The organism is Burkholderia pseudomultivorans (assembly GCF_902499075.1).
Lineage (GTDB): Bacteria > Pseudomonadota > Gammaproteobacteria > Burkholderiales > Burkholderiaceae > Burkholderia > Burkholderia pseudomultivorans.
Genome location: NZ_CABVPP010000001.1, coordinates 68114 through 90847, shown reverse-complemented (window position 1 = coordinate 90847; position 22734 = coordinate 68114). Strand labels below are relative to the sequence as shown.

Annotated in this window: 19 protein-coding genes and 1 pseudogene; 11 read left to right on the top strand and 9 right to left on the bottom strand. The window is 69.0% G+C overall.

The genetic code is table 11. The annotated features are described in order from the left end of the window. The first annotated feature begins 7 nt into the window (after window positions 1-7). The 5 genes from gsiB (at window position 8) to BST28156_RS00375 (ending at window position 5367) form a co-directional block, all read left to right on the top strand. Window positions 8-1570: a glutathione ABC transporter substrate-binding protein GsiB gene (gsiB, locus tag BST28156_RS00395; RefSeq protein WP_174901113.1), complete on the top strand. Its 1563-nt coding sequence runs from the start codon at window positions 8-10 to the stop codon at window positions 1568-1570. 75 nt (window positions 1571-1645) lie between these two features. Further along, window positions 1646-2566 carry a glutathione ABC transporter permease GsiC gene (gene gsiC, locus BST28156_RS00390; RefSeq protein WP_060238567.1) on the top strand — a complete coding sequence of 307 codons (921 nt, stop codon included), beginning with the start codon at window positions 1646-1648 and terminating at the stop codon, window positions 2564-2566. A gap of 7 nt (window positions 2567-2573) precedes the next feature. After that, window positions 2574-3467: a glutathione ABC transporter permease GsiD gene (gene gsiD, locus BST28156_RS00385; protein WP_060238562.1), complete on the top strand. Its 894-nt coding sequence runs from the start codon at window positions 2574-2576 to the stop codon at window positions 3465-3467. Further along, window positions 3467-4543, top strand: coding sequence for a DmpA family aminopeptidase (locus BST28156_RS00380; RefSeq protein WP_174901112.1), 1077 nt, complete (start codon window positions 3467-3469; stop codon window positions 4541-4543). Before gsiD ends, BST28156_RS00380 begins: the two co-directional genes overlap by 1 nt. Beyond that, complete coding sequence (locus BST28156_RS00375) at window positions 4540-5367, top strand: M55 family metallopeptidase (protein ID WP_060238555.1); 828 nt, start codon at window positions 4540-4542, stop codon at window positions 5365-5367. The genes BST28156_RS00380 and BST28156_RS00375 overlap by 4 nt, the downstream gene beginning before the upstream one ends. Window positions 5368-5393: 26 nt before the next feature. On the opposite strand, the pseudogene BST28156_RS00370 reads toward BST28156_RS00375, so the two are convergent. Next, a pseudogene (locus BST28156_RS00370) lies at window positions 5394-5630 on the bottom strand (alpha/beta fold hydrolase); the annotation flags it as partial. A gap of 59 nt (window positions 5631-5689) precedes the next feature. Between BST28156_RS00370 and BST28156_RS00365 the strand changes: the two are divergent. Then, window positions 5690-6469 (top strand): AraC family transcriptional regulator, encoded by a 780-nt coding sequence (locus BST28156_RS00365; protein ID WP_174901111.1) that lies wholly within the window; start codon window positions 5690-5692, stop codon window positions 6467-6469. 452 nt (window positions 6470-6921) lie between these two features. On the opposite strand, the gene pcaG is transcribed toward BST28156_RS00365, so the two are convergent. The 3 genes from pcaG to BST28156_RS00350 form a co-directional block, all read right to left on the bottom strand. Continuing rightward, the gene (pcaG, locus tag BST28156_RS00360) at window positions 6922-7515 is read right to left on the bottom strand and encodes a protocatechuate 3,4-dioxygenase subunit alpha (protein WP_174901110.1); all 594 of its coding nucleotides are present in this window, start codon (window positions 7513-7515) and stop codon (window positions 6922-6924) included. 3 nt (window positions 7516-7518) lie between these two features. Then, a complete protein-coding gene (gene pcaH / locus BST28156_RS00355; protein WP_009688951.1) occupies window positions 7519-8226 on the bottom strand; it encodes a protocatechuate 3,4-dioxygenase subunit beta in 708 nt (235 codons plus the stop codon). Window positions 8227-8515: 289 nt separating this feature from the next. Next, window positions 8516-9079 (bottom strand): YiiX/YebB-like N1pC/P60 family cysteine hydrolase, encoded by a 564-nt coding sequence (locus BST28156_RS00350; RefSeq protein WP_174901109.1) that lies wholly within the window; start codon window positions 9077-9079, stop codon window positions 8516-8518. Between the two features lie 122 nt (window positions 9080-9201). Here BST28156_RS00350 and BST28156_RS00345 point away from each other — a divergent pair, with 122 nt between their 5' ends. From BST28156_RS00345 to BST28156_RS00330, 4 genes are all read left to right on the top strand, one after another. Next, window positions 9202-9939 carry a helix-turn-helix domain-containing protein gene (locus tag BST28156_RS00345; protein ID WP_060238539.1) on the top strand — a complete coding sequence of 246 codons (738 nt, stop codon included), beginning with the start codon at window positions 9202-9204 and terminating at the stop codon, window positions 9937-9939. Between the two features lie 92 nt (window positions 9940-10031). Beyond that, the gene (pcaQ, locus tag BST28156_RS00340; protein ID WP_174901108.1) at window positions 10032-11018 is read left to right on the top strand and encodes a pca operon transcription factor PcaQ; all 987 of its coding nucleotides are present in this window, start codon (window positions 10032-10034) and stop codon (window positions 11016-11018) included. Window positions 11019-11133: 115 nt separating this feature from the next. Beyond that, window positions 11134-11493 carry a type II toxin-antitoxin system RelE/ParE family toxin gene (locus BST28156_RS00335; RefSeq protein ID WP_060239109.1) on the top strand — a complete coding sequence of 120 codons (360 nt, stop codon included), beginning with the start codon at window positions 11134-11136 and terminating at the stop codon, window positions 11491-11493. 53 nt (window positions 11494-11546) lie between these two features. Then, complete coding sequence (locus tag BST28156_RS00330; RefSeq protein ID WP_009694624.1) at window positions 11547-11843, top strand: XRE family transcriptional regulator; 297 nt, start codon at window positions 11547-11549, stop codon at window positions 11841-11843. Window positions 11844-12045: 202 nt separating this feature from the next. Here BST28156_RS00330 and BST28156_RS00325 read toward each other — a convergent pair whose 3' ends face one another. The 3 genes from BST28156_RS00325 to BST28156_RS00315 form a co-directional block, all read right to left on the bottom strand. Next, entirely contained in the window at window positions 12046-13320 is a 1275-nt protein-coding gene (locus tag BST28156_RS00325) for an APC family permease (protein ID WP_174901107.1), read from the bottom strand. Window positions 13321-13453: 133 nt separating this feature from the next. Then, a complete protein-coding gene (locus BST28156_RS00320) occupies window positions 13454-17959 on the bottom strand; it encodes a DEAD/DEAH box helicase (protein WP_174901106.1) in 4506 nt (1501 codons plus the stop codon). 264 nt (window positions 17960-18223) lie between these two features. Beyond that, the gene (locus BST28156_RS00315) at window positions 18224-18748 is read right to left on the bottom strand and encodes a metal-dependent hydrolase (RefSeq protein ID WP_009694477.1); all 525 of its coding nucleotides are present in this window, start codon (window positions 18746-18748) and stop codon (window positions 18224-18226) included. A 397-nt stretch (window positions 18749-19145) separates the two neighbouring features. Here BST28156_RS00315 and ggt point away from each other — a divergent pair, with 397 nt between their 5' ends. Next, window positions 19146-20867, top strand: a complete 1722-nt coding sequence (gene ggt, locus BST28156_RS00310; protein ID WP_174901105.1) for a gamma-glutamyltransferase — start codon at window positions 19146-19148, stop codon at window positions 20865-20867. Between the two features lie 84 nt (window positions 20868-20951). Here the strand turns inward: ggt and BST28156_RS00305 are convergent, their stop codons facing one another. After that, window positions 20952-21563: an ANTAR domain-containing response regulator gene (locus BST28156_RS00305; RefSeq protein ID WP_060238522.1), complete on the bottom strand. Its 612-nt coding sequence runs from the start codon at window positions 21561-21563 to the stop codon at window positions 20952-20954. A 5-nt stretch (window positions 21564-21568) separates the two neighbouring features. After that, window positions 21569-22711 carry a transporter substrate-binding domain-containing protein gene (locus BST28156_RS00300; RefSeq protein ID WP_060238517.1) on the bottom strand — a complete coding sequence of 381 codons (1143 nt, stop codon included), beginning with the start codon at window positions 22709-22711 and terminating at the stop codon, window positions 21569-21571. Between the last annotated feature and the right edge of the window lie 23 nt (window positions 22712-22734).

The window sequence follows — 22734 nt, the reverse complement described above, 5'->3', positions numbered from 1 at the left end:
AGCCAGCATGAACCAATCGCTTTCGTTCCCGATGTTTCGCCTGCGCACGCTGATCGCGACCGGCGCGAGCGTGTTTGCGCTGACGGCCGCGCTGCCCGCGCTCGCGCAGCAGACCGCGGTGATCGCCGTCGACCAGACCTTCACGACGATGGATCCGTACGACGCGAACGACACCGTGTCGCAGGCCGCGGCCAAGTCGTTCTACGAAGGCCTGTTCGGGTTCGACAAGGACATGAAGGTCGTCAACGTGCTCGCGACCGGGTATGAAGCGTCGCCGGACGCGAAGGTCTACACGATCCACCTGCGCAAGGGCGTGAAGTTCCACGACGGCACCGATTTCAACGCGGAAGCGGTGAAGGCCAACTTCGACCGCGTGACCGATCCGGCGAACAAGCTGAAGCGCTACAACCTGTTCCGCGTGATCGAGAAGACCGAAGTCGTCGATCCGTACACGGTGAAGATCACGCTGCGCGAGCCGTTCTCGGCGATCATCAACACGCTCGCGCATCCGTCCGCGGTGATGATCTCGCCCACGGCGCTGAAGAAGTGGGGGCGCGACATTGCGCTGCATCCGGTCGGCACCGGACCGTTCGAGTTCGTCGAATGGAAGCAGACCGACGACCTGAAGGTGAAGAAGTTCGCCGGCTACTGGAAGAAGGGCTATCCGAAGATCGACGGGATCGACTGGAAGCCCGTGATCGACAACAACACGCGCGCGGCGCTGATGAAGGCCGGCCAGGCGGACATGGCGTTCCGCATTCCGTACGAGCAGGTGCCCGACCTGAAGGCCAATCCGAAGCTCGATATCGTCGAGCGGCCGTCGATCGTCGCGCGCTACGTGTCGCTGAACATGCAGCAAAAGCCGTTCGACAACCTGAAGGTGCGCCAGGCGCTGAACTACGCGATCAACAAGGACGCGCTCGTGAAGGTCGCGTTCTCGGGCTTTGCGACGCCGTCGACGGGCGTCGTGCCGCCGGGCGTCGAATTCTCCACGAAAACAGGCCCCTGGCCGTACGATCCGGCGAAGGCGCGCGCGCTGCTGAAGGAGGCCGGCTATCCGAACGGCTTCGAGACGACGCTCTGGTCGGGCTACAACAACACGACGTCGCAGAAGGTGATCCAGTTCCTGCAGCAGCAGCTCGCGCAGGTCGGCGTGAAGGCGCAGGTGCAGGCGCTGGAATCGGGCGAGCGCGTGTCGAAGGTCGAGAGCGCGCCGGATCCGGCGACCGCGCCGGTGCGGATGTTCTATATCGGCTGGTCCGCGTCGACCGGCGAGGCGAACTGGGCGCTCGCGCCGCTGCTCGCGACGGTGTCGGCGCCGCCGAAGCTGTTCAATACCGCGTACTACCGGAATCCGGCCTTCGACGACGATCTCGCGAAGGCGCTGCAGACCGTCGACCGCGCGAAGAAGGCCGAGCTGTACGCCGATGCGCAGAAGCGTGTCTGGGCCGATGCGCCGTGGATCTTCCTCGTGCAGGAGAGCATCGTCTATGCGCGCAGCAAGCGGCTGCAGGGCGTCTACGTGATGCCGGACGCTTCGTTCAACATCGACGACATCTCGATGAAGTAAGCGCGTCCGCGCGCATCGCGGCTCGCCGGCGCGGCATGTCGAACGCGCGGCGGGCCGCCAGGATCCGGTGCCCTCATGCTGAATTTCATCATCAAACGCCTATTCGGCCTGCTGCCGACGCTCGCGATCGTCGCGGTGCTGGTGTTCTTGTTCGTGCACCTGCTGCCCGGCGACCCGGCGCGGCTCGCGGCGGGCCCCGAAGCCGACGACGCGACGGTCGCGCTGGTGCGCGCCGATCTCGGGCTCGACCGGCCGCTGCCGACGCAGTTCGCGAGCTTCTTCGTGAAGATCGCGCACGGCGATTTCGGCAAGTCGACGCGCAGCAAGCGGCCGGTGTCGACCGAGATCGGCGAGCGCTTCATGCCGACGCTGATGCTGACGATCGTCAGCATGGCGTGGGCGACGCTGTTCGGGATGGCGATCGGCATCGCGTCGGCGGTGTGGCGCAATCGCTGGCCGGATCGCATCGGCATGACGCTCGCGGTGTCGGGCATCTCGTTTCCGGCGTTCGCGCTCGGCATGCTGCTGATGGAGATCTTCTCGGTGAAGCTCGGCTGGCTGCCGGTCGTGCCGGACGGCACGTGGAAGAGCTATGTGCTGCCGTCGCTGACGCTCGGCGCGGCGGTCGCGGCGGTGATGGCGCGCTTCACGCGCGCGTCGTTCGTCGAGGTGCTGAACGAGGACTTCGTGCGCACCGCGCGCGCGAAGGGCGTGCACGAGCCGATGGTCGTGCTCAAGCACTGCCTGCGCAACGCGATGATCCCGGTCGTCACGATGATGGGGCTGCAGTTCGGCTTCCTGCTCGGCGGCTCGATCGTCGTCGAGGCCGTGTTCAACTGGCCGGGGCTCGGCCGCCTGCTGGTCGATTCGGTGACGATGCGCGATTACCCGGTGATCCAGGCGATCGTGCTGCTGTTCTCGCTCGAATTCATCCTGATCAACCTGACCGTCGACGTGCTGTACGCGGTCATCAACCCGACCATCCGGTTCAAGTGAGGTGCGCATGAACGCGACTGTCCCGACCGCGGCGCCCCCCGCATCGACCGCGATCCGCACGCCGTGGCGCGAATTCTGGCGCAAGTTCCGCAGGCAGACCGTGGCGCTCGTCGCCGGCGGCTTCGTGCTGCTGCTCGTCGTGCTGGCGTTCGTCGGCCCGCATGTCGTGCCGTTCGATCCGGAGAACTATTTCGACTACGACGCGCTGAACGCGGGGCCGTCTGCCGTGCACTGGTTCGGCGTCGATTCGCTCGGCCGCGACATCTTCAGCCGGATCGTCGCCGGCACGCGCATCTCGCTCGCGGCCGGCTTCTTCTCGGTCGCGCTCGGCGCGCTGATCGGCACGTTCTTCGGGCTGCTCGCCGGCTACTACGAAGGCTGGTGGGACCGCATCACGATGCGCATCGCCGACGTGCTGTTCGCGTTCCCGGGGATCCTGCTCGCGATCGGCGTGGTCGCGATCCTCGGCAACGGCATGATCAACGTGATCTGCGCGGTCGCGATCTTCAGCATCCCGGCGTTCGCGCGGCTCGTGCGCGGCAATACGCTGATGCTCAAGCACATGACCTATGTCGAGGCCGCGCGCAGCATCGGCGCGTCGGACTGGACGATCATCATGCGGCATATTCTGCCGGGCACCGTGTCGTCGGTGGTCGTCTACTTCACGATGCGCATCGGCACCTCGATCATCACGGCCGCGAGCCTGTCGTTCCTCGGGCTCGGCGCGCAGCCGCCGACGCCGGAGTGGGGCGCGATGCTCAACGAGGCGCGCGCGGACATGGTGAGCGCGCCGCACGTCGCGATCTTCCCGAGCCTCGCGATCTTCCTGACCGTGCTCGCGTTCAACCTGCTCGGCGACGGGCTGCGCGACGCGCTCGATCCGAAACTGGAGCGCCGCTGATGGTTGCCGTGCAGACGATGTGGAGCGCGACGCTGCCGGCCGGGCCGCGCGGCACGATCGCCGACGTGCCGGGCGTGACGGTCGGCCACTGCACGCTCGACGCCGGCGCGGTGCAGACCGGCGTCACGGTCGTGAAGCCGCATCCGGGCGACGTGTATCGCAGCAAGGTGCCGGCCGGCGCGGCGGTGATCAACGGCTTCGGCAAGAGCGTCGGGCTCGTGCAGGTCGACGAACTCGGCACGCTCGATACGCCGATCGCGCTGACCAATACGTTCGGCGTCGGCGCGGTCGCGCACGCGCAGATCCGCGCGGCGATCGCCGCGAATCCGCAGATCGGCCGCGACTGGTCGACCGTCAATCCGCTCGTGTTCGAGTGCAACGACGGCTATCTGAACGACATCCAGGCATTCGCGGTGACGGCCGCGCATTACGACGCTGCGTGCCGCGCCGCGTCGCGCGAGGTTGCGCGCGGCGCGGTGGGCGCCGGGCGCGGGATGTCGTGCTTCGACCTGAAGGGCGGGATCGGCTCGGCGTCGCGGGTCGCCGTCGCGGCCGCGCGGCCGTATACGGTCGGCGCGCTCGTGCTCGCGAATTTCGGCCGGCTGCCGATGCTGACGCTCGGCGGCGTACCGGTCGGGCAGGTCCTTGCCGGGCGGCAGGCGGCCGCCGCTGCGCAGGCCGCGCCGCCCGAGCAGGGTTCGATCATCCTGCTGCTCGCGACCGATGCGCCGCTCGATGCGCGGCAACTGTCGCGGCTCGCCCGCCGTGCGGGTGCGGGGCTCGCACGCACGGGCTCCGTCTACGGGCACGGCAGCGGCGACCTCGCGCTCGCGTTCTCGACCGCGTACACGATCGCGCACGATGCCACGCATGTCGCGCTGCCGGCGCTGCTGGCCGATGCCGCGCTCGATCCGCTGTTCATGGCCGCGGCCGAAAGCGTCGAGCACGCGATCGCCGATGCGCTGCTGCAGGCCGTGACGGTCGCCGGGCGCGACGGTCATCTGCGGCAGTCGCTGCGCGACGCGCTGCCCGATCTCGATCGCCTCTTCCACGCAGACCGTTCGAACCATTCATGAAGATCCTGATTTCGACCGACATCGAAGGCGTTGCCGGCGTGTTCGCCGTCGAGCAGACGCGCGCCGGCAATCCCGAGTACGAGCGCGCGCGCCGCTGGATGACCGCCGAGGCCAACGCCGCGATCGAAGGCGCATTCGCGGGCGGCGCGCAGGCCGTGTGGGTCAACGATTCGCACGGCGGCTTTCGCAACCTGCTGCCCGACGGGCTCGATGCACGTGCCCGCGTGGTGCTCGGCAAGCCGCGCACGCTCGGGATGATGGCGGGCCTCGAGCAGCGGCCCGATCTCGTGTTCATGATCGGCTATCACGCGAAATCGCAGACGCGCGGCGTGCTTGCGCACACCATCAACAGCTTCGCGTTCACGCAGGTGTGGCTGAACGGCGTCGAGCTCGGCGAAGCCGGGCTGTACGGCGCGCTCGCGCGCGAGTACGGCACGCATGTCGCGCTTGCGACCGGCGACGACGTGTTCGCCGACGAAACGCGGCCGCTGTTTCCGGACGCGCGCTTCGAGACGGTCAAGACGGCCGGCGGCGCGTCGAGCGGCGACACGCTGACGCCCGCCGCCGCCTGTGCGCGGATCGCCGTCGCCGCGCGCGAAACGGTGGCGCAGGCGGTATCGGCGGGTTGGCGCGCGGGCGCGCATCGGCCCGCGCCGGCCGCCTGTACGCTGCGGGTGCAGACGGCCGCGATCGCCGACCTGTTCGCGGTGCTGCCGTCGCTGACGCGCGTGGATGCGGTGACGTTGCGTTTCGACGGGCCGTCGGTTGAGCACGTGGTGCGCACGCTGAACAGCCTGTCGGCGATGTCGTTCATGCTGCGATGACGCGCGCCGACAGCATGCCGCGCCCGTCACGCGCGACCGGCCGGTTCCGCTGCCGTGGCGAGCAGGAAGGACTCGATCGCCGCAACCAGTGCGAGCAGGGTTTCGTTCATCGGGTAGTGGCCCGCATGGCGCAGCACGTCGACGGTCGCGAGCGGGTAGCGCCGCAGATAGGTGCGGGCCATCAGCGCGGCGTCGAACGCCGGATCGTGTTCGCCGATCAGCACCTTCACCGGATGATGGCCGACGATCTCGTCACTGGGATCGTAGATCGTCGAAGGCGACCCGCTTTCGATATCGGGTCATTCATGATGGAATTCGGGCCATGAGAAATACGCTGCTTGATCCCTACGAACACATTCCGCGCAGCGTGGTCGTGATCGCCAACGATTACGCGGCGGGTACGACGTTTCCGGAGCACGCGCACGCGCGCGGGCAGTTCGCGTTCGCGTCGCGCGGCACGATCAGCGTGTCGACGCCGCACGGCCGCTGGCTGGTGCCGCCGCAGCGCGCATGCTGGGTGCCGGCCGGCGTGCGGCACGAAATGACGATGAGCGGGCCGGTCACGATGCTCAACACCTTCGTGTCGGACGACGCCGCGCACGCGGCCGGCTTGCCGGAGCATTGCGGCGTTTACGGCGTCTCCGCGCTGCTGCGGCAGCTGATCGACGAGGCGATCGACTTGCCGGCGATGTACGACGTCGACGGGCGCGCGGGCAAGCTGATGGCGCTGCTGGTCGCGGAAATCGCCGCGATGCCGCGTCTGTCGCTGCATGCGCCGCTGCCGGTCGACGCGCGTCTGGCGCGGATCTGCCGACACCTGTTCGCGTCGCCGTCGATCGCGGCCGACCTCGACCGCGTGGCTGCCGACGCGGGCCTGAGCCGCCGCACGTTTACGCGGCTGTTCCGCGCGCAGACGGGCGTGAGTTTCGCCGCGTGGCGCCAGCAGGTCTGCATGCTCGCGGCGATTGCCCGCCTGAGCGACGGGCAGCCGGTGACGCGCGTGGCGCTCGATCTCGGCTATGCGAGCGCCAGCGCGTTTGCGTCGGCGTTTCGGCGCATCCTGGGCGACACGCCGAGCCGGTATCTGGAGATTCGCCGCTAGCCGCCGGATCCGGCGGCGCATGCCCGCCGCGGCGACCGCGCAAAAAAATGCGCGCCTGCCGAATTTCGCAGCCGCGCCAAAGGCACCCGGTCAGAAAAAATGCGCGAGCCGGCGGCCTGGGCCGTGTCGCGCATTTTTTGGTCATTATTTCCTTATTCGATTCAATTCGATCGAGTCGTTTCAGATAGCACAGAATACGTCGCGTAACGCGTTAGTCAATTCCGCGAAGCCGGTGAAGCATGTGCGTTTGCAGCATGCGTTTCGACGCTGCATAGATGTAAGGGTCGGAAGTCCCGTTGCGCCGATCTCGGCGGTCGCAGCCGGACGCCATGCGGCGCAGCATCGAATGCTGTCGGCGGAAACGAAAAACGCCGCGTGACAGCGAGGCCTGATCGGCATCGCGTCACGCGGCGTTGCGGTCCGTGCGGCGCCGGCTTGCGCCGGCGCGTGCATCAGACGTCGAAGAACACGGTTTCTTCCGGGCCCTGCATCCGGATGTCGAAGCGGTACACGGTCGGCCGGCCCGGCTGCGCATCGCGCTTCGCGACGAGCGTCGCACGGCGCTCGGCCGGCACCAGGTTCAGCACGGGGTCGGTCGCGTTCGCCGCGGCTTCGTCGTCGAAGTACACGCGGGTGAACGCATGCGTGAGGATTCCGCGCATCATTACGGTCACGTTGATGTGCGGCGCTTCGTCCGCAGCGATGCGGCCCGGCTTCACCGTCTCGACGACGAAGCGGTGCTGCGCATCGGTGCCCGTGCCGACGCGCGCGAAGCCGGTGAAGCCCGAGTTCGCGATGTCGGCGCGCGACGCGGGGTAGCGGCCCGCGCCGTCCGCCTGCGTGAACTCGAGGATCGCGTCGCTGACGACCTTGCCGTCGCCGTCGAACACCTGGCCGACCAGCAGCACGTGTTCGCCTTCGGCGTGCGGCGCGGCGATCGTCGGCGTAAACAGGCTCTTCAGGTCGTAGTCGTATTGCTGCGGGCACAGGCCGTATGCGAAGTACGGGCCGACCGTCTGCGAAGGGGTTTGCTTCAGCGTCGTCATGGTTCAGCGCTCCATCGGGGTGGCGTCGCGGCCGCGCAGCACGATGTCGAATTCGTAGCCGAGCGCATAGCCTTCTTCGGTGATGTCCATCGAGAAGCGCGAGATCAGCCGATCGCGTGCAGCCTCGGGCGTGCCCTGGAAGATCGGGTCGTACGCGAGCAGCGGATCGCCGGGGAAATACATCTGCGTGACGAGGCGCGAGCCGAAGTAGTCGCCGAACAGCGAGAAGTGGATGTGATTCGGGCGCCACGCGTTCGGATGATTGCCCCACGGATACGCGCCGGGCTTGATCGTCAGGAAGCGGTAGCGGCCTTCGTCGTCGGTCAGGCAGCGGCCCGCGCCGAGGAAGTTCGGGTCGAGCGGCGCGTCGTGCTGGTCGACCTTGTGCACGTAGCGGCCTGCGGCGTTCGCCTGCCACACCTCGACGAGCGTGTTGCGCACGGGCTTGCCGCCTTCGTCGAGCACGCGGCCGGTGACGACGATGCGTTCGCCGAGCGGCTCGCCGTTCTTCACCGCGTTCTTCGTCAGGTCGTGGTCGAGCGCGCCGAGATCCTCGGCGCCATAGACGGGCGCGTACTGGTCGCGCAGCTTTTCCTTCAGCGGGATCAGCGGCCGGGTCGGGCCGCGTTTCACCGACGAACGGTACTCGGGATGGATATACGCGGGATGCGACGGCCAGTCGCGCGGCGTGAGGATCGTGGGGGAATCCATCGGGCGTCTCCTGATAGGTATTTCGCGAAGTGGATGGCAGGACTTTAGCCAATCCGGAAAGTTATGCAAAATGACCTTTTTTCGCGAATCGCATAACCGTTCGTTATGTTTTCAGGCGCCGCGCCAATAAAGACGCCGCCGGACAGGATGCCTGTCCGGCGGATAAAGCGATCGGGCTTCGCGTCGTCGTCACCGTCGACGACCCCGTGCACGGCCCTCTAGCCAGCCCGTCGCTGTTTTTTGGTATGTCGTTGTTGTTGTTATCGGGTCTCCCTGCGCCTGCCCGTCGTTACTGGCGGGCGGGATCGAACACGATCCCGTCGAATTCGAGCGACAGCGCGCCGCTGCGCAGCAGGGCCGCGGGCGTCGCGGTGCCGTCGGCGCCGAGCACTTCGCTCACGTAGCGCGCGCAGAATTCGCGGCGCGCGCGCAGGTTGAAATGCGAGCCGAGCAGTGCGCCGATCAGCCGTTCGGCGGTGCCGTGCAGCCGGCGCTGCGCGTCGGCCGTCGGCGCGGCGGTGCGACGCGCCAGCGCGATGCGTCCGCCGCCGGCGCGGGCGACGAAGCGTGCGAGCGGCGTGAGCTTCGTCCACGGGAGCCCGGGCTCGGCGATCACCGGCTCGTCGCCCGACGTGTCGACGACGATCCCGAACCGATTGGCCCATGCGCCCGCCGTGCCTGCCGGGTCGCGCGGGGCGCCTGTCGCCGCGCGGATGAACACGAGATCGCCGACATGCGCGCTGGCGGCGAGCGTGCGGACGGTCGCGAGCGGCAGCGTGCGATCCGTGTCGCGGGTATCGCGCGGCGTGGCGCGATGCGGGTCGTACGCGGCGGTTTCGGTTCGGGTGGACATTTCGGCTCCGTCTCGGGGAGTGACAGCACGGGGCGAATTATGCAGACAAGTATCTAAAATCGTACATTTGCATGCACGAGTAGCCTAATATCCGACTCGAAGCATCATTTTTCGATACTTGAATGACCGAGACCGCCCAACTTATCGATACGCTGAAGCGCCAGCTGAAGGCGCAGGGGATGACTTACCGCGACGTCGCACGCGCGCTCGACGTGTCCGAGACCAGCGTGAAGCGGCTGTTCGCGAGCGGTCGCTTCACGCTGGAGCGCCTCGTCGAGATCGCGCAGCTGCTCGGCTACACGCTGGCCGAGCTCGTGCAGGAGGCGTCGGCGTCCGCGCCGCGGCTGCACGTGCTGAGCGAGCAGCAGGAGGCGCTGCTCGTATCGGACGAGAAGCTGCTGCTGGTCGCCGTCTGCGCGATCAACTACTGGACCGTGCAGGACATCGTGTCGACCTATCGCGTGACGAAGGCCGAGTGCGTGAAATACCTGCTGATGCTCGACCGGATGAACGTCGTCGCGCTGCTGCCCGGCGACCGGATCCGCGTGCGCGTGGCGCGCGACTTCGACTGGCTGCCGGGCGGCCCGATTCGCCGCTATTTCCATGCACACGCGCTCGGCGATTTTCTCGACAGCCGCTTCGACGGCCCCGGCGAGACGATGACGTTCTCGCAGGGGATGCTGACCGAAGCGGCCGCCGCGGAACTCGAACTGGAACTGCGCCGGCTGCGCAGCAAGGCGGCCGCGCTGCATGCGGAGTCGGCGTCGGCGCCGCTCGGGCAGAAGCACGGGACCGGATTGCTGATCGCGAAGCGAATCTGGGAGCCGACCGGTTTCCATGCGTTGCGGCGCGGTGCATGACCGGGCCGGCCGCGTCGTTGCGCGGAACGCTTGGGCTTGCCCGGAAAGTTATGCAAAATGGTGCTTCATCGTCCTTTGCATAACCGCACGTTATGAATAACCGTATCGCGGACGGCCGCGTCAAGTTCCGTCACCTGCAGTGCTTTCTTGCGGTCGCGCAGTTGGGCGGCGTGCAGAAGGCGGCGGAAAGCCTGTCGATCACGCAGCCGGCCGTGTCGAAGACGATCGCCGAACTGGAGGCGATCCTCGGCGTGAAGCTGTTCGAGCGCGGCCGGCAGGGCGCGCAGCCCACCCGTGAAGCGCAGCTGTTCATGCCGCACGCGAACGCGTGCGTGCTTGCGTTGCGGCAGGGCGTCGGGCTGCTCGCGCGGGAAGGCGGCGCGGCCGCGGCGACGCTGGAAATCGGCATGCTGCCGACCGTCGCGGCGTCGCTCGCGCCCCCGCTGATGAAGGCGCTGACCGCGCGCTGGCCGCGCGCCGTAGTGCGGATCGCGACCGCCGCGAACGCCGACCTGCTCGAACGCCTGAAGGCGGGCGCGATCGAATGCGCGATCGGACGCCTGTCGGAGCCGGAGCGGATGATCGGGCTCGCGTTCGAGCAGTTGTACAACGAGCCGCTCGTCGCGGTCGTGCGCGCGGGACATCCGCTGCTCGCGAGCGCCGCTCCGGCGGCCGAACTCGCGCACTACCCGGTCGTGCTGCCGCCGTACGGCACGCTGATCCGGCAGTCGGCCGAGCACCTGCTCGGCGCATGCGGCGCGCCGCCGCTCGATGCGTTCATCGAGGTGCTGTCGGTGTCGGTCGCGCGCGCGCTGGCGCTGGAGAACGACGCGATCTGGTTCGTGCCGCTGTATACGGCCGAGTACGACCTGTCGGCCGGGGTGCTGGCGCGCCTGCCGCTGCCGTCGGCCGGCACCGACGAACCGGTCGGGCTGATCCTGCGAACCGATGCGCAGCCGTCGCCGGTCGCGCGTACGCTGATCGACGCCGTGCGGGAGATCGCGCGGGCGCGCTTCGGCGATGCGCGTGCGCGCCGGCCGTCACGCGGCGCGCGCAAGCCGGTTCGGCGCGAGCGCTGACGCGCACGCGGCGGATCCGGCGAATCCGCCGGATCCGGATTGGCTGTTCGGTCGACTGTCGGCTTTTTCATGCTTGGCATATCGTATCAATTTTGATACGATCGGTGACAAGACGATGGCGAGACAGCAGATTCAGGTCACGCTCGGCGTGCGTTTTTTCAGGACGGCGGCGGGCAACGAACCCGTCCGCGAATGGATCAGGGCGCTCGAGCCGGCAGAGAGAAGGGCGATCGGCGAAGAGATCAAGACCGTTCAACTGGGCTGGCCGCTCGGCATGCCGCTGGTCCGGAAGATGTCGCAGGATCTGTGGGAGATCCGGATCATGCTGCCGCGCCGGATTGCCCGGGTGCTGTTTACGGTCGTCGGCGACACGATGGTCCTGCTGCACGGGTTCATCAAGCAGTCGTCGGCCACGCCTTCGGACGATCTCGACGTCACGCTCGCCCGCCTGAAAGCGCTGGCGCGAGCCATCTGAATTTCCCGGTTGAGCCGGCACGCGGCCGGCAACGCCATGCACTGGAGTACGACATGACGACCACCAACAACGCCCACATCGGCAGCGATTTCGACGCCTTCCTCGAAGAAGACGGTCATCTCGAAGCCGCGACCGCGACCGCGATCAAGCGCGTGATCGCGTGGCAGATCGGGCAGGAAATGAAGGCGCAGCACATCACGAAAACGGCGATGGCCGCGCGCATGAAAACCAGTCGTGCCGCGCTCAACCGGCTGCTCGACGAAACCGACACAAGCCTCACGCTGACGACGCTCGCGAGCGCCGCCGCGGCGCTCGGCAAACGGCTGAGTTTCGAACTGGTGCCGGCCTGACGCTTCGCCGCAACGGCGTGCGGCCATCGTGGCGCTCGCCGGGCGGTCTGCCCGGCCGTCGCGGCGATTGGGGGCGGCCTGGCCCGATGGGCGGTGCGCTACCGCCCGCCGTGGCGCGTGTCCGGTGCGAGCCGGTTCGGTGCAGGCGGCACCGGCGTCGGGCGGCGAGCAGGCCCACGCGCTGCTGCGAATGCCGGTCGACTCAGTCGTGCGGCCCGGTCATGCGCAAATACAGCAGCGCACCGCCCGCGAGCAGCAGCGGGCACAGCAAATACCATCCGGTGGTCAGGAACAGCCCCGCGACGGCGACCAGCGAAATCCACGCGCAACGACGGGCGATGCCGCCGCGCGGCAGCAACTTCAGCGCGGCGGCGGCGCCGAGCCCGTACACCATCACGAAACATCCGGACGTGACGAGCACGAGCGGCTTCGGCCCGACGTCGCCGATCGTCGTCGCGGCCAGCGCGACGGCCGCGAGCACGGCGATCACGCCGAGGCTGCGCCGCGGTACGCCGCCGACCTGGCTGCCTTGCGCGAGCCATGCCGGCAACGCGCCGTCGCGGCCGAGCGCGGCGCCCAGCTTCGCCGCGCCCGCGAAATACGCGTTCATCGTGCCGAGCGTGAGCAATAGCGCGGCCACCGCAGCCAGCACCTGCGCATGCCCGCCGAGGCCGCCCGCGATCAGTTCCGCGAGCGGCGCACCCGACGCGCCCGCGGACGGCCCGAGCACCGCGACACTCGCAGCGGCGACCGACAGATACAGCAGGCCGACGACGACGACCGCGATGCCGGCCGAGCGCGGCATGTCGTGCGCGGGCCGCCGGAATTCCGCGGCGAGATGCGTGATCGCCTCCCATCCGGCGAAGCTCCACACGAGCAGCGCGGCGGCCTGTCCGACGGCGAGCCAGCCGTGCGGCGCGAACGGATGCAGGTTCGCCGCGCGCGCATGCGGCGCGGACGCGAGCACGGCCGCCAGCAACAGTGTGACGAGCAGCGCGGACAGCACGAGCTGCATGCGGCCCGACACGGTCACGCCGAACGCATTCGCGGCCGAGACGATCGCGATCAGCGCGGCGGCCGTGACGATGACCGTCGTGTGGCCGCCGCCCGTCACGGCGGCGACATAGGCGCCGCCGAACATCGCGGCGGCCGGCGCGCCGGCCGGCACCGCGAAATAGAAGCACCAGCCGACGATCGCGGCCGCCTTCGGCCCGAACGCGCGACGCGCATAGGTCGACACGCCGCCCGCGTCGGGATGGCGCGCGCCGAGCGCCGCGAACGTGGCCGCGAGCGGCCCGGACAGCACGACGAGCGCGGCCCACGCGAGCAGCGAAGCCGGGCCGGCGACCTCGGCGGCCAGCGCGGGCAATGCGATCACGCCGGTGCCGAGCACCGCGCCGATATACAGCGCGGCGCCCTGGAAAATCGTCAGCGAGCCGGCGTGACGGGCGGCGGGCGAATCGGCATGCGAGGACATTGCGGCAGTCTCCGGAAATCTTGTCGTGGGCGCGGTAATGCGCGCGATGAATAATCGTCCGATGCTACCCGACTGTCGGCAGCGACGCGGTGCGTCGTTCAGTAGTCCGCGGCGTGCCGCTTGTCAGCCGGTGTCAGTAGCGGCGCGCGAGCCGCAGGCGCGCATCCTCGCGCGCGGCGGGCGACAGGTCGGGCGCGTAATGGAACGCGCCCGACACGAGCGACGCGATCGGCACGCCGTCGCGAAACAGCACGCGATTGCCGGCGAGCGCGGGCACCTTGTCGCCGGGCAGCATCGTGCCGACGAGGTTGAGCGGATCGACACCCGTCACGCAGACGGTTTGCCCGTCGCCCGGTTGCCGCCGCAGTTCGCGCAGAATCGGAATCGCCTCGGGCAACGCGAACTGCTCGCCTGCGAGCCCGGCGACGAAGCGCCCGCCGCGAATCTCGCCGCGCGCTTCGAGGCGTTGCAGCACGCGCACGAGTTCGCGCCAGCTCGGCAGCCAGTCGGCCTCGCGTTCGAGCAGCCGCCAGAACACGACGCCGTAGCGGCGCAGCAGCGTCCACGCGATGCGTTCGAGCGCGTCGGGATCGGTTGCGGCGAGCGCGCCGCGTTTGGTCGCCGCCGTGTCGAGCGGCGCCGCCGGGCGCTGCACGAGCGCCCAGCGGCCGGCGTCGTCCATGCCGCCGATCAGGGCGCCGCCGCGCCGCGTGCGCGGCGCATAGGTCGCGCTGCGCTTGACTGCCGGCTTCAGCAGCGCGCGCAGGCCCGCGAAGCTGTCCGCATTCACGAGGCCGGCCGACACGAGTTCGCCGAGCGCCTGTTCGAGTTCGACGGGCAGCATGTGCAAGTCGTCGAGCAACGCGTCGAAGAACATCGCGCCGTGCGCGGCCAGCGCATCGCGCACCTGCGCGGCGCGCGCGGACAGCACGGGCTGCGCGTCGGGATCGCGCAGCGCCTGCCATGCGTCGAGATGGCGGCGCGGCAGCAGCACGATCGGCGTGGTCTTCACGGGCGTGCCGGCCGCGCGCGCCGGCGCGCCGATGCGGGTCCACACCAGCTTGCCGGAGCGGCACAGGTCGTCGAGGCCGCCGGCCGTGTAGTCGGTGAGCCGTGCGGGCAGCAGCGCGTCTTCCCACGCACCGGCCGCGGCCTCGTAGCCTTCGAGCTGCTCGACGACGGCCGCGAGCGCGTCGCGGCCGGTGCCGCGCGTATCCGGCGTCAGGTGTTGCCAGTGGAACAGGAAGCGCATGAAGTCGGCGCGCTCGACCGGTTCGATTTCGCGGCGCAGCCGCTTCACCGTGTAGCGATGAATGCGGGCGAGCAGGTGGCGTTCGCACCATTCGTCGCTCGTCGTGCCGGGCGTGAAGCGGCCGCGCATCACGTAGCCCTCGCGCTCGAGCGCCGCGAGCGCTGTCGCGACGGCCGCGGGCGGCAGGCCGAGCGGTTTCGCGATTGCGTCGAGCGGCAGCGGGCCGAAGCCGGTGAGCCGTGCGCGGATCACGTCGACGAGCGCGGCATCGGCTTCCCACGGTTCGGCGCAGGCGGCCGGTATCTTGAGCGCGGGCGCGACGCGGGCGTCGGGATGCAGCGCGCGCAGGCAGACCAGCCGTTCGACCGGCACCCACAGCGCCGCGCCGTCCGGCGTCGCGAGCTTCGTCGCGCGACGGCGTTCGGCCAGTTCCGCGAGCCGGGCGGGCCAGCCTTCGTGCGCCTGCGCTTCGTCGTCGGCGATGCAGGCGAGCGTCAGCAGCGCGTCGTGCATTTCGTCCGCGTCGCGCACCAGCGGCCACGCTTCGTCGCGCACCGCGTCGATCGCGTCGGCGTCGAGCGCGCCGAGATCGTCGGCCGATTCCGGGTCGCTCCAGCGGCGCGACTGCACGGCCTGCGTGCGGCGCTCTTCGAGCGGCGCGTCGTCGAGGAACGCGTAGGGCTTCGCGTTGAGGATCTCGGCCGCGAGCGGCGACGGCGCCGGCAGGTCGCGCGCGACGAGTTCGATCGCGCCGCTTTCGATCCGGCGCAGCAGCGCGAGCCAGCCGTCGGTGTCCATCGCGTCGTGCAGGCAGTCGTCGAGCGTCTGGTCGACGAGCGGATGATGCGGAATCTCGCGTTCGCCGACGACGTTCTCGAGGCACGCGACCTGATCGGGGAACACGGTCGCGAGCAGGTCGTCGCTCTTCATCCGCTGCAGTTGCGGCGCGGTGCGCTTGCCGCCCGTGAAGCGCGGCAGCGCGAGCGCCGTGGTCGCGTTCCAGCGCCAGCGCACGCCGAACAGCGGCGCGTCGAGCAGCGCCTGGATCAGCACGTGCTCGGCGCTGGCCGAACGCAGGTAGCGCCACACTTCGTCGAGCGCAAAGCTGTGTGCGAGCGACAGCGACAGGACGATCGCGTCGTCGGTCGCGGCGGCCTGCAGCTCGAAGTTGAAGTTGCGGCAGAAGCGTTTGCGCAGCGCAAGCCCCCACGCGCGGTTGATGCGGCTGCCGTACGGCGAGTGAATGACGAGCTGCATGCCGCCCGATTCGTCGAAGAAGCGCTCCATCACGAGCGTGTCCTGCGTCGGCAGCGCGCCGAGCGCGGCGCGCGCGCGGACGAGGTAGTCGGCGATCTGGCGTGCGGCGTCGGGCGACACGCGCAGCGCGTCGACGAGCCAGTGCAGCGCCGGCGCGAGGCGGCTTTCCGCGGCGGGATTATTGGCCGGATCGGCAACGGCCGTGCTGCGTTGCGCGCCGCTCGCGGCCTCGGCCCCGATTCCGGCAGGCGATGCCGATTTCACGCCGCCCTTGGCCTTCGCTCCGCTTGCCGCCTTTGCGCCGGCATGCGCGTGCCGCTCGCCTTCGGCGAACAACGCATCGAGCTGCGCGCGCAGCCGGCCGACCGCCGCCGACAGTTCGTCGCTGCGCCCCGGCGCCTCGCCGAGCCAGAACGGAATGCTCGGCGACTGGCCGTGCGCGTCCTCGACGCGCACGCGGCCGGTTTCCACGCGAATGATCCGGTACGACTGGTTGCCGAGCTGGAACACGTCGCCGGCGAGGCTCTCGACCGCGAAATCCTCGTTGACGGTGCCGACCTGGATGCCCTGCGGCTCCAGCAGCACTGCGTAGTCGGCCATGTCCGGGATCGTGCCGCCGGAGGTCGTCGCGGTCATCATCGCGCTGCGGCGGCCGCGCACCGTGCCGCCGACCACGTCGCGGTGCAGGTACGCGGCGCGCACGCCGCGGCGGCTCGAGAAGCCTTCCGCGAGCATCTTCATCACTTCGTCGAAGCGCTCGCGCGACAGGTGTGCGTACGGCGCCGCGCGCGTGAAGCTCGCGTACAGCGCGTCCTCCTGCCATTCGGCGCACGCGACTTCGGCGACGATCTGCTGCGCGAGCACGTCGAGCGGCGCCTGCGGAATCCGCAGCGTGTCGAGTTCGCCGCGCCGCACGCAATCGAGCAGCGCCGCGCATTCGACCAGTTCGTCGCGCGACAGCGGAAACAGCCGGCCTTTCGGCATGCCGCCGACGTGGTGACCCGAACGGCCGACGCGCTGCAGGAACGGCGCGATCCCGCGCGGCGAACCGACCTGGCAGACGAGATCGACGTCGCCGATGTCGATGCCGAGTTCGAGCGACGCGGTCGCGACCAGCAGCTTCAGCTCGCCGCGCTTCAGGCGCTGCTCGGCGTCGAAGCGGTGTTCTTTCGCGAGGCTGCCGTGATGCGCGGCGATCGCGTCCTTGCCGAGCCGCTCGGCGAGATGCCGCGCCATGCGCTCCGCGGTGCGCCGCGTGTTGACGAACACGAGCGTCGTGCGGTGCGCGGCCGCGAGCGCGGCGATCCGGTCGTACACCTGTTCCCATACGTCGGTCGCCATCACTGGTTCGAGCGGCACGTTCGGCAGTTCGAGCGCGAGATCGCGCTCGCGCGCGTGGCCGGTGTCGACGATCGTGCAGTCGCGCGGCGCGTCGGCCGGGCCGCCGACCAGGAAGCGCGCGACCGCGTCGATCGGCTTTTGCGTGGCCGACAGCCCGATGCGCGGCAGCGCGCGGCCGGTCAGCGCGTCGAGGCGTTCGAGCGACAGCGCGAGATGGCTGCCGCGCTTGGACGACGCGAGCGCATGGATCTCGTCGACGATCACCGATCGCACGGTCGACAGCATCTGCCGTCCCGACGTCGACGACAGCAGCACGTACAGCGATTCGGGCGTCGTCACGAGGATGTGCGGCGCGCGCTTGCGCAGGGCGGCGCGTTCGGCCTGCGTGGTGTCGCCGGTGCGCACCGCGGTGCGGATCTCCGGCACCGGCAGGCCGAGCTGCGCGAGCGACGCGGCGATGCCGGCGAGCGGTGCATCGAGGTTCACGTGGATGTCGTTCGACAGCGCCTTCAGCGGCGACACGTAGACGACGAGCGTCGCGTCGGGCAGCGCGCCGTCGTGCGCGAGCGCATCGCGCACGAGTTCGTCGAGCGCGCAGAGAAACGCGGTGAGCGTCTTGCCGGAGCCGGTCGGCGCGGCGACGAGCGTCGACCGGCCGGCCTTGATGTGCGGCCACGCGAGCGCCTGCGCGCCGGTCGGCGCGGCGAACGTGCGGCGGAACCACGCGGCGACGGCCGGGTGGAACACGTCGAGCGCACGAGTGGCGGGGCGGGTGGCGGTGACGTCCATCGGTTCGTTGAAATGGGGTGCGAGCGGGCGGGATACGCGGCGCGCGAATCGCCAGTGTGCCAGACGTCGCGGGCATGTGCCGGACGCGATGCGGCGGCCGCGGTGCATGCGCCGCGCAGGCGCGGCATCCCGGCAGATGAGGACGCGCGGACGGCTTTCAATGCCGCTTTCGATGCGATCCGCGACGAGAAAGGGAAGCGGCGCCCGTCCCGAATGCGGGAAAGGCGAACGCGCTGCGGCGACACGCCGCCGCAGCGGGCGGCGTCATACGCGATGCAGCCAGCCGAGCCAGTGCTCCAGCAGCGGCGCGCGCGTCCACAGCGATTGCGCGAGCCACAGCGCGCCGCCCCACGCGGCGGCGACCACGATCAGGTCGCAATGTCCGCTGTTCCACAGGTTCAGCGAATGACGGCGCCAGATCCACGGCACGCCGAGCGGGTTCGGCCAGTCGGCGAGCAGGTGCATCAGGCCGCCGCACGCGAAGCCGAACAGCGGCGCAGCCCACAGCGGATGCGGCTGATGGGTGAGCCCGTGCCACGCGAACGCGAGCAGCGCGAGCCAGCCGATCCCCCAGTGCGTGACGGTGCGATGCGCGATCCATAGACGGCGCTTGCGGCTCCACCACGCGAGTTCGAGCCAGTCGGGCGCGGTGCCGCCCGCGACGCCCGCCGCGAATGCGGCGACGAGGCCTGCATGCCACGGGCCGGTCGTGCCGGTATGCGCGACGAGAACGGCGGCGGCGACGCCGGCCGCGAAGCCGGACGCATGATGCGCGTTGTGTGATGCCATAGGAAACGGGACGAGGAAACGTGAAGCGGTGTGAACGAAACGATGATGCGGCGCGAAAGCGGGGCGCTATCTTCTCAGATCGGTGCGCGCAGCGGAGCGGTTCGCCGCAGATTTTTTGCATGTGCGGCGGGGCCGCCGCGCAGTTTGCAACTTTCGGTTTCGTGCATCGAGGCAATCGTGGCCCGCGTCGGCCGTTTTCGGCGCGCCGCAGCATGCGTGCGCCGGCGGCGCTGCGTGACCGGACGCACACAATCGACGGCTTTTATCGCGGGTCGCGTGTTCGACCCTTTTTGTCCCCCTATACTACGAAACCGGCATATGGCTGTCGGCGCGCCAGCGGCCATAAGCGGATCAGGTGCCTTTCCTGCCTGAAGGAGATCCATATGGGGGACATGCAATGACTACGCTGAATCGCTTCAAATCATCCGCTGTCGCGCTGGCGACGGCGGCCGGCATCGGTTTCCTGCCGAACGCACCCGTCTATGCGAAAGGGCCGCAGCCGGCGGTCCTGACCAGTTCCGCGGTCGCGGTGGCCGACAAATACAGCGCGGATGCCGCGGAGCGGATCTTCAAGGAGGGCGGCAACGCGATCGACGCGGCCGTCGCGATCGCCTTCACGCTCGCCGTCACGTACCCGGAAGCGGGCAATATCGGCGGCGGCGGCTTCATGACGATCTACAAGGACGGCAAGCCTTACTTCATCGACTACCGCGAGCGCGCGCCGCTCGCCGCGACCAAGGACATGTACCTCGACAAGGACGGCAACGTCATCAAGGGCATGAGCCTGTACGGTCCGCGCGCGGCCGGCGTGCCGGGCACGGTCGCGGGCATGTGGGAAGCGCAGAAGCGCTTCGGCAGGCTGAAGTGGAAGCAGGTGCTCGCGCCGGCGATCCACTATGCGCGCGACGGCTTCATCGTCGACGAGCAGCTCGCGCAGCGCGGCGTCGACGCGTCGAAGGAGTTCGGCGGCAAGACCAACTTCGACAAGTACTTCTCGGGCCTGAAGGCCGGCGCGAACTTCAAGCAGCCCGATCTCGCCGACGTACTGACGCGCATCGCGAACGGCGGCGCGGAAGGCTTCTACAAGGGCAAGACGGCCGAGCTGATCGCCGCGTCGATGAAGACCGGCGACGGCAACGGCCTGATCACCACCGAGGATCTCGCGCAGTACCGCGCGGTGTGGCGCCAGCCGGTGCAGGCGAAATGGAACGGCTATGACGTGATCACCGCGCCGCCCCCGAGTTCGGGCGGCATCGGCCTCGTGCAGTTGCTGAAGATGAAGGCCGATCTCAAGCAGGATTTCGAAGGCGTGCCGCTGAATTCGCCGCAGTACATCCACCTGATCGCCGAAATCGAGAAGCGCGTGTTCGCCGATCGCGCGCAGTATCTCGGCGACCCGGACTTCTACAAGGTGCCGGTCGCGCAGCTGACCGACGATGCCTATATCGCGAAGCGCGCGGCCGAGGTGAACCCGAAGGAGCCGTCGGACACCAAGAGCGTGCAGCCGGGCCTCGGCACGACGATGCCGGAAAAGGCCGAAACGACGCACTTCTCGGTCGTCGACAAGTGGGGCAACGCGGTGTCGAACACGTACACGATCAACGGCTATTTCGGCTCGGGCGTGGTCGCCGACGGCACCGGCATCGTGCTGAACGACGAGATGGACGACTTCTCCGCGAAGCCGGGCGTCGCGAACATGTTCGGCGTGGTCGGCAGCGACGCGAACGCGATCGAGCCGAAGAAGCGGCCGCTGTCGTCGATGTCGCCGACCATCATGACGAAGGACGGCAAGGTGTCGCTGGTGATCGGCACGCCGGGCGGCTCGCGGATCTTCACGTCGATCTTCCAGGTGATCAACAACGTGTACGACTTCAAGATGCCGTTGAAGGAGGCGGTCGGCGCGATGCGCTTCCATCACCAGCTGCTGCCGCCGAACACGATCTTCTGGGAGCCGTACCACCCGATCGAAGGCGAGCTTGCAAAGCAGATCGAGGCGCGCGGCTATACGCTGAAGGGGCAGGACTTCAGCGGCGACATCCAGGTGATCAAGATCGACGGCAAGACGCCGGAAGCGGTGGCCGACCCGCGCGGGCGCGGCGTCACGCGGATCATCCGTTGACGGGAGTCGTTCGCGCGAGCCTGCAGGTGATCGCGTGAACGGTTTGGTATGGACGCCGGGCCGGTGCCCGGCGTTTTTCATTCGTCACCGCTTCAGCAGTGCATGCGCATGCACGATCTGCTCGGCGAGCTGGTTGATCGACACGCGCCGCTCCATCGCCTGCGAGCGGATCTGCTGGTAGGCCTCTTCCTCGCTGATGCCGTTGTGCTGCATCAGCAGCGTCTTCGCTTCCTGCAGCGTGCGCGCGGACATCACGCGCTGTTCGAGCTGCGCGATGCGGCGCCGGTATTCGTCGTGGCGGCGGCCCTGGTGGCACGCGAGCGCCATTGCGCTCAGCAGCCCGAACGAGCGCACCGGCGTCGTGACCGCGCTCTGCGCGTCGATGCGCAGCATCAGTTCGAGGATGGTCGGGCTTTCGTAGGTGGTCACGGCGATCAGCGGCGGCCGCGCGTCGTCCTCCAGCCACGGGATCGACAGGTGCAGCAGGTCGGGCCGCACCGCGAGGATCACGAGATCGACGCTCTCCGGCAGCGCGGCGGGCGGCGGCCAGCGCTGCTCGCTCGGGCAGCCGATGCGCGACAGCTGCTCGACGATCAGCAGGCCGTTGTCGTCGTCCGGGTAGTACACCATTACGCGCAGCGAACGGAGTTCGGCGAGCAGGCGCGGCGTCGAGCGGATCGGGGTGCGGGCGCGCATCGTCGTCAGGCCTTCAGTTCGTCGGGCGTGTGCACCCGGTCGCCGAGCGAGTGCGTGACGAGATATGGATCGGGATGCACGCGCCGCGTCGCCTCGCGCACGATCGTGAAATCGCCGTCGGCCGTCGCGCAGCCGATGCGCGGATACAGGCACGTATGCTGCGTGAGCCGGTCGATCTTCACGCGTCCCTGCGGCGCGTCGAATTCCGCATCGGCGAGGTGCTCGACGAGCCGGTCGCGCTGGTCGGTTCCGGCGCGCGCGAGCGCATTCGCGAACAGGTGGACCTGGAAATAGGCGGCTTCCCACGGCGCGGACGCGCAGGCGTCGTCGCCGAAGCGCGCCTTCAGCTGCGCGATGCAGCGCCGGTTCACGTCCGAATCGACAGTCTGGAAATAGGGCGACGACGTGTAATGGCCGGCCGCCGCCGCGCCCATCTGGCGCAGCTCGATCTCCGACGTGGTCAGGCTCGCGATCGGCATCCTGCGCGCATCGAGGCCGGCCTGCGCATATGCGCGGTAGAACGCGGCGGTGCTGTCGCCGACCAGCGTGCTGAACACGAAGTCGGGCGCCTTCGCGCGGATGTCCGCGACGACCGGCGCGAAATCCTGCTCGGACGCGACGAGCGGCATGTACACCTCGCCGAGGATCTGGCCTTCCGGATGCTGCGTGACGAGGTCGATCATGATGCGGTTCGACTCGTACGGGTAGATGTAGTCGGAGCCGACGAGATACACGCGCGCGCCGAACTGCGCGGTCATGAACGCGGCGAGCTGCACGCTGTTCTGGTTCGGCGCGGCGCCCGTGTAGATCACGTTCGGCGAGAACTCGAAGCCTTCGTAGAGCGTCGGGTAGAACAGCAGCTTGTCCCACTTCTCGACGATCGGAATCAGCGCCTTGCGGCTGCTCGACATGTATGCGCCGAACAGCACGTTCACGCGCTCGGTCGCGATCAGTTCCTCCGCGAGCCGCGCATAGACGGCCGGGTCCGAGCACGCGTCGCGCACGACCGGCACGATCTCGCAGCCGTTCGCGCCGTCCGTCTCGTTGATCTCGGCGATTGCCTGCAGCGTGCCGCGCAACTGGCTCTGGCCAAGGTGCGACGTGCATCCGCTCTGCGAGAACAACACGCCAACCTTCACACTCTTCATCGGGTCTGTCCTGTTTCTGCTGA

Bases quoted from the DNA above. Each gene is read 5' to 3' on its own strand.
- gsiB (WP_174901113.1), top strand. From the start codon at position 8: ATGAACCAATCGCTTTCGTTCCCGATGTTTCGCCTGCGCACGCTGATC.
- gsiC (WP_060238567.1), top strand. From the start codon at position 1,646: ATGCTGAATTTCATCATCAAACGCCTATTCGGCCTGCTGCCGACGCTC.
- gsiD (WP_060238562.1), top strand. From the start codon at position 2,574: ATGAACGCGACTGTCCCGACCGCGGCGCCCCCCGCATCGACCGCGATC.
- BST28156_RS00380 (WP_174901112.1), top strand. From the start codon at position 3,467: ATGGTTGCCGTGCAGACGATGTGGAGCGCGACGCTGCCGGCCGGGCCG.
- BST28156_RS00375 (WP_060238555.1), top strand. From the start codon at position 4,540: ATGAAGATCCTGATTTCGACCGACATCGAAGGCGTTGCCGGCGTGTTC.
- BST28156_RS00365 (WP_174901111.1), top strand. From the start codon at position 5,690: ATGAGAAATACGCTGCTTGATCCCTACGAACACATTCCGCGCAGCGTG.
- pcaG (WP_174901110.1), bottom strand. From the start codon at position 7,515: ATGACGACGCTGAAGCAAACCCCTTCGCAGACGGTCGGCCCGTACTTC.
- pcaH (WP_009688951.1), bottom strand. From the start codon at position 8,226: ATGGATTCCCCCACGATCCTCACGCCGCGCGACTGGCCGTCGCATCCC.
- BST28156_RS00350 (WP_174901109.1), bottom strand. From the start codon at position 9,079: ATGTCCACCCGAACCGAAACCGCCGCGTACGACCCGCATCGCGCCACG.
- BST28156_RS00345 (WP_060238539.1), top strand. From the start codon at position 9,202: ATGACCGAGACCGCCCAACTTATCGATACGCTGAAGCGCCAGCTGAAG.
- pcaQ (WP_174901108.1), top strand. From the start codon at position 10,032: ATGAATAACCGTATCGCGGACGGCCGCGTCAAGTTCCGTCACCTGCAG.
- BST28156_RS00335 (WP_060239109.1), top strand. From the start codon at position 11,134: ATGGCGAGACAGCAGATTCAGGTCACGCTCGGCGTGCGTTTTTTCAGG.
- BST28156_RS00330 (WP_009694624.1), top strand. From the start codon at position 11,547: ATGACGACCACCAACAACGCCCACATCGGCAGCGATTTCGACGCCTTC.
- BST28156_RS00325 (WP_174901107.1), bottom strand. From the start codon at position 13,320: ATGTCCTCGCATGCCGATTCGCCCGCCGCCCGTCACGCCGGCTCGCTG.
- BST28156_RS00320 (WP_174901106.1), bottom strand. From the start codon at position 17,959: ATGGACGTCACCGCCACCCGCCCCGCCACTCGTGCGCTCGACGTGTTC.
- BST28156_RS00315 (WP_009694477.1), bottom strand. From the start codon at position 18,748: ATGGCATCACACAACGCGCATCATGCGTCCGGCTTCGCGGCCGGCGTC.
- ggt (WP_174901105.1), top strand. From the start codon at position 19,146: ATGACTACGCTGAATCGCTTCAAATCATCCGCTGTCGCGCTGGCGACG.
- BST28156_RS00305 (WP_060238522.1), bottom strand. From the start codon at position 21,563: ATGCGCGCCCGCACCCCGATCCGCTCGACGCCGCGCCTGCTCGCCGAA.
- BST28156_RS00300 (WP_060238517.1), bottom strand. From the start codon at position 22,711: ATGAAGAGTGTGAAGGTTGGCGTGTTGTTCTCGCAGAGCGGATGCACG.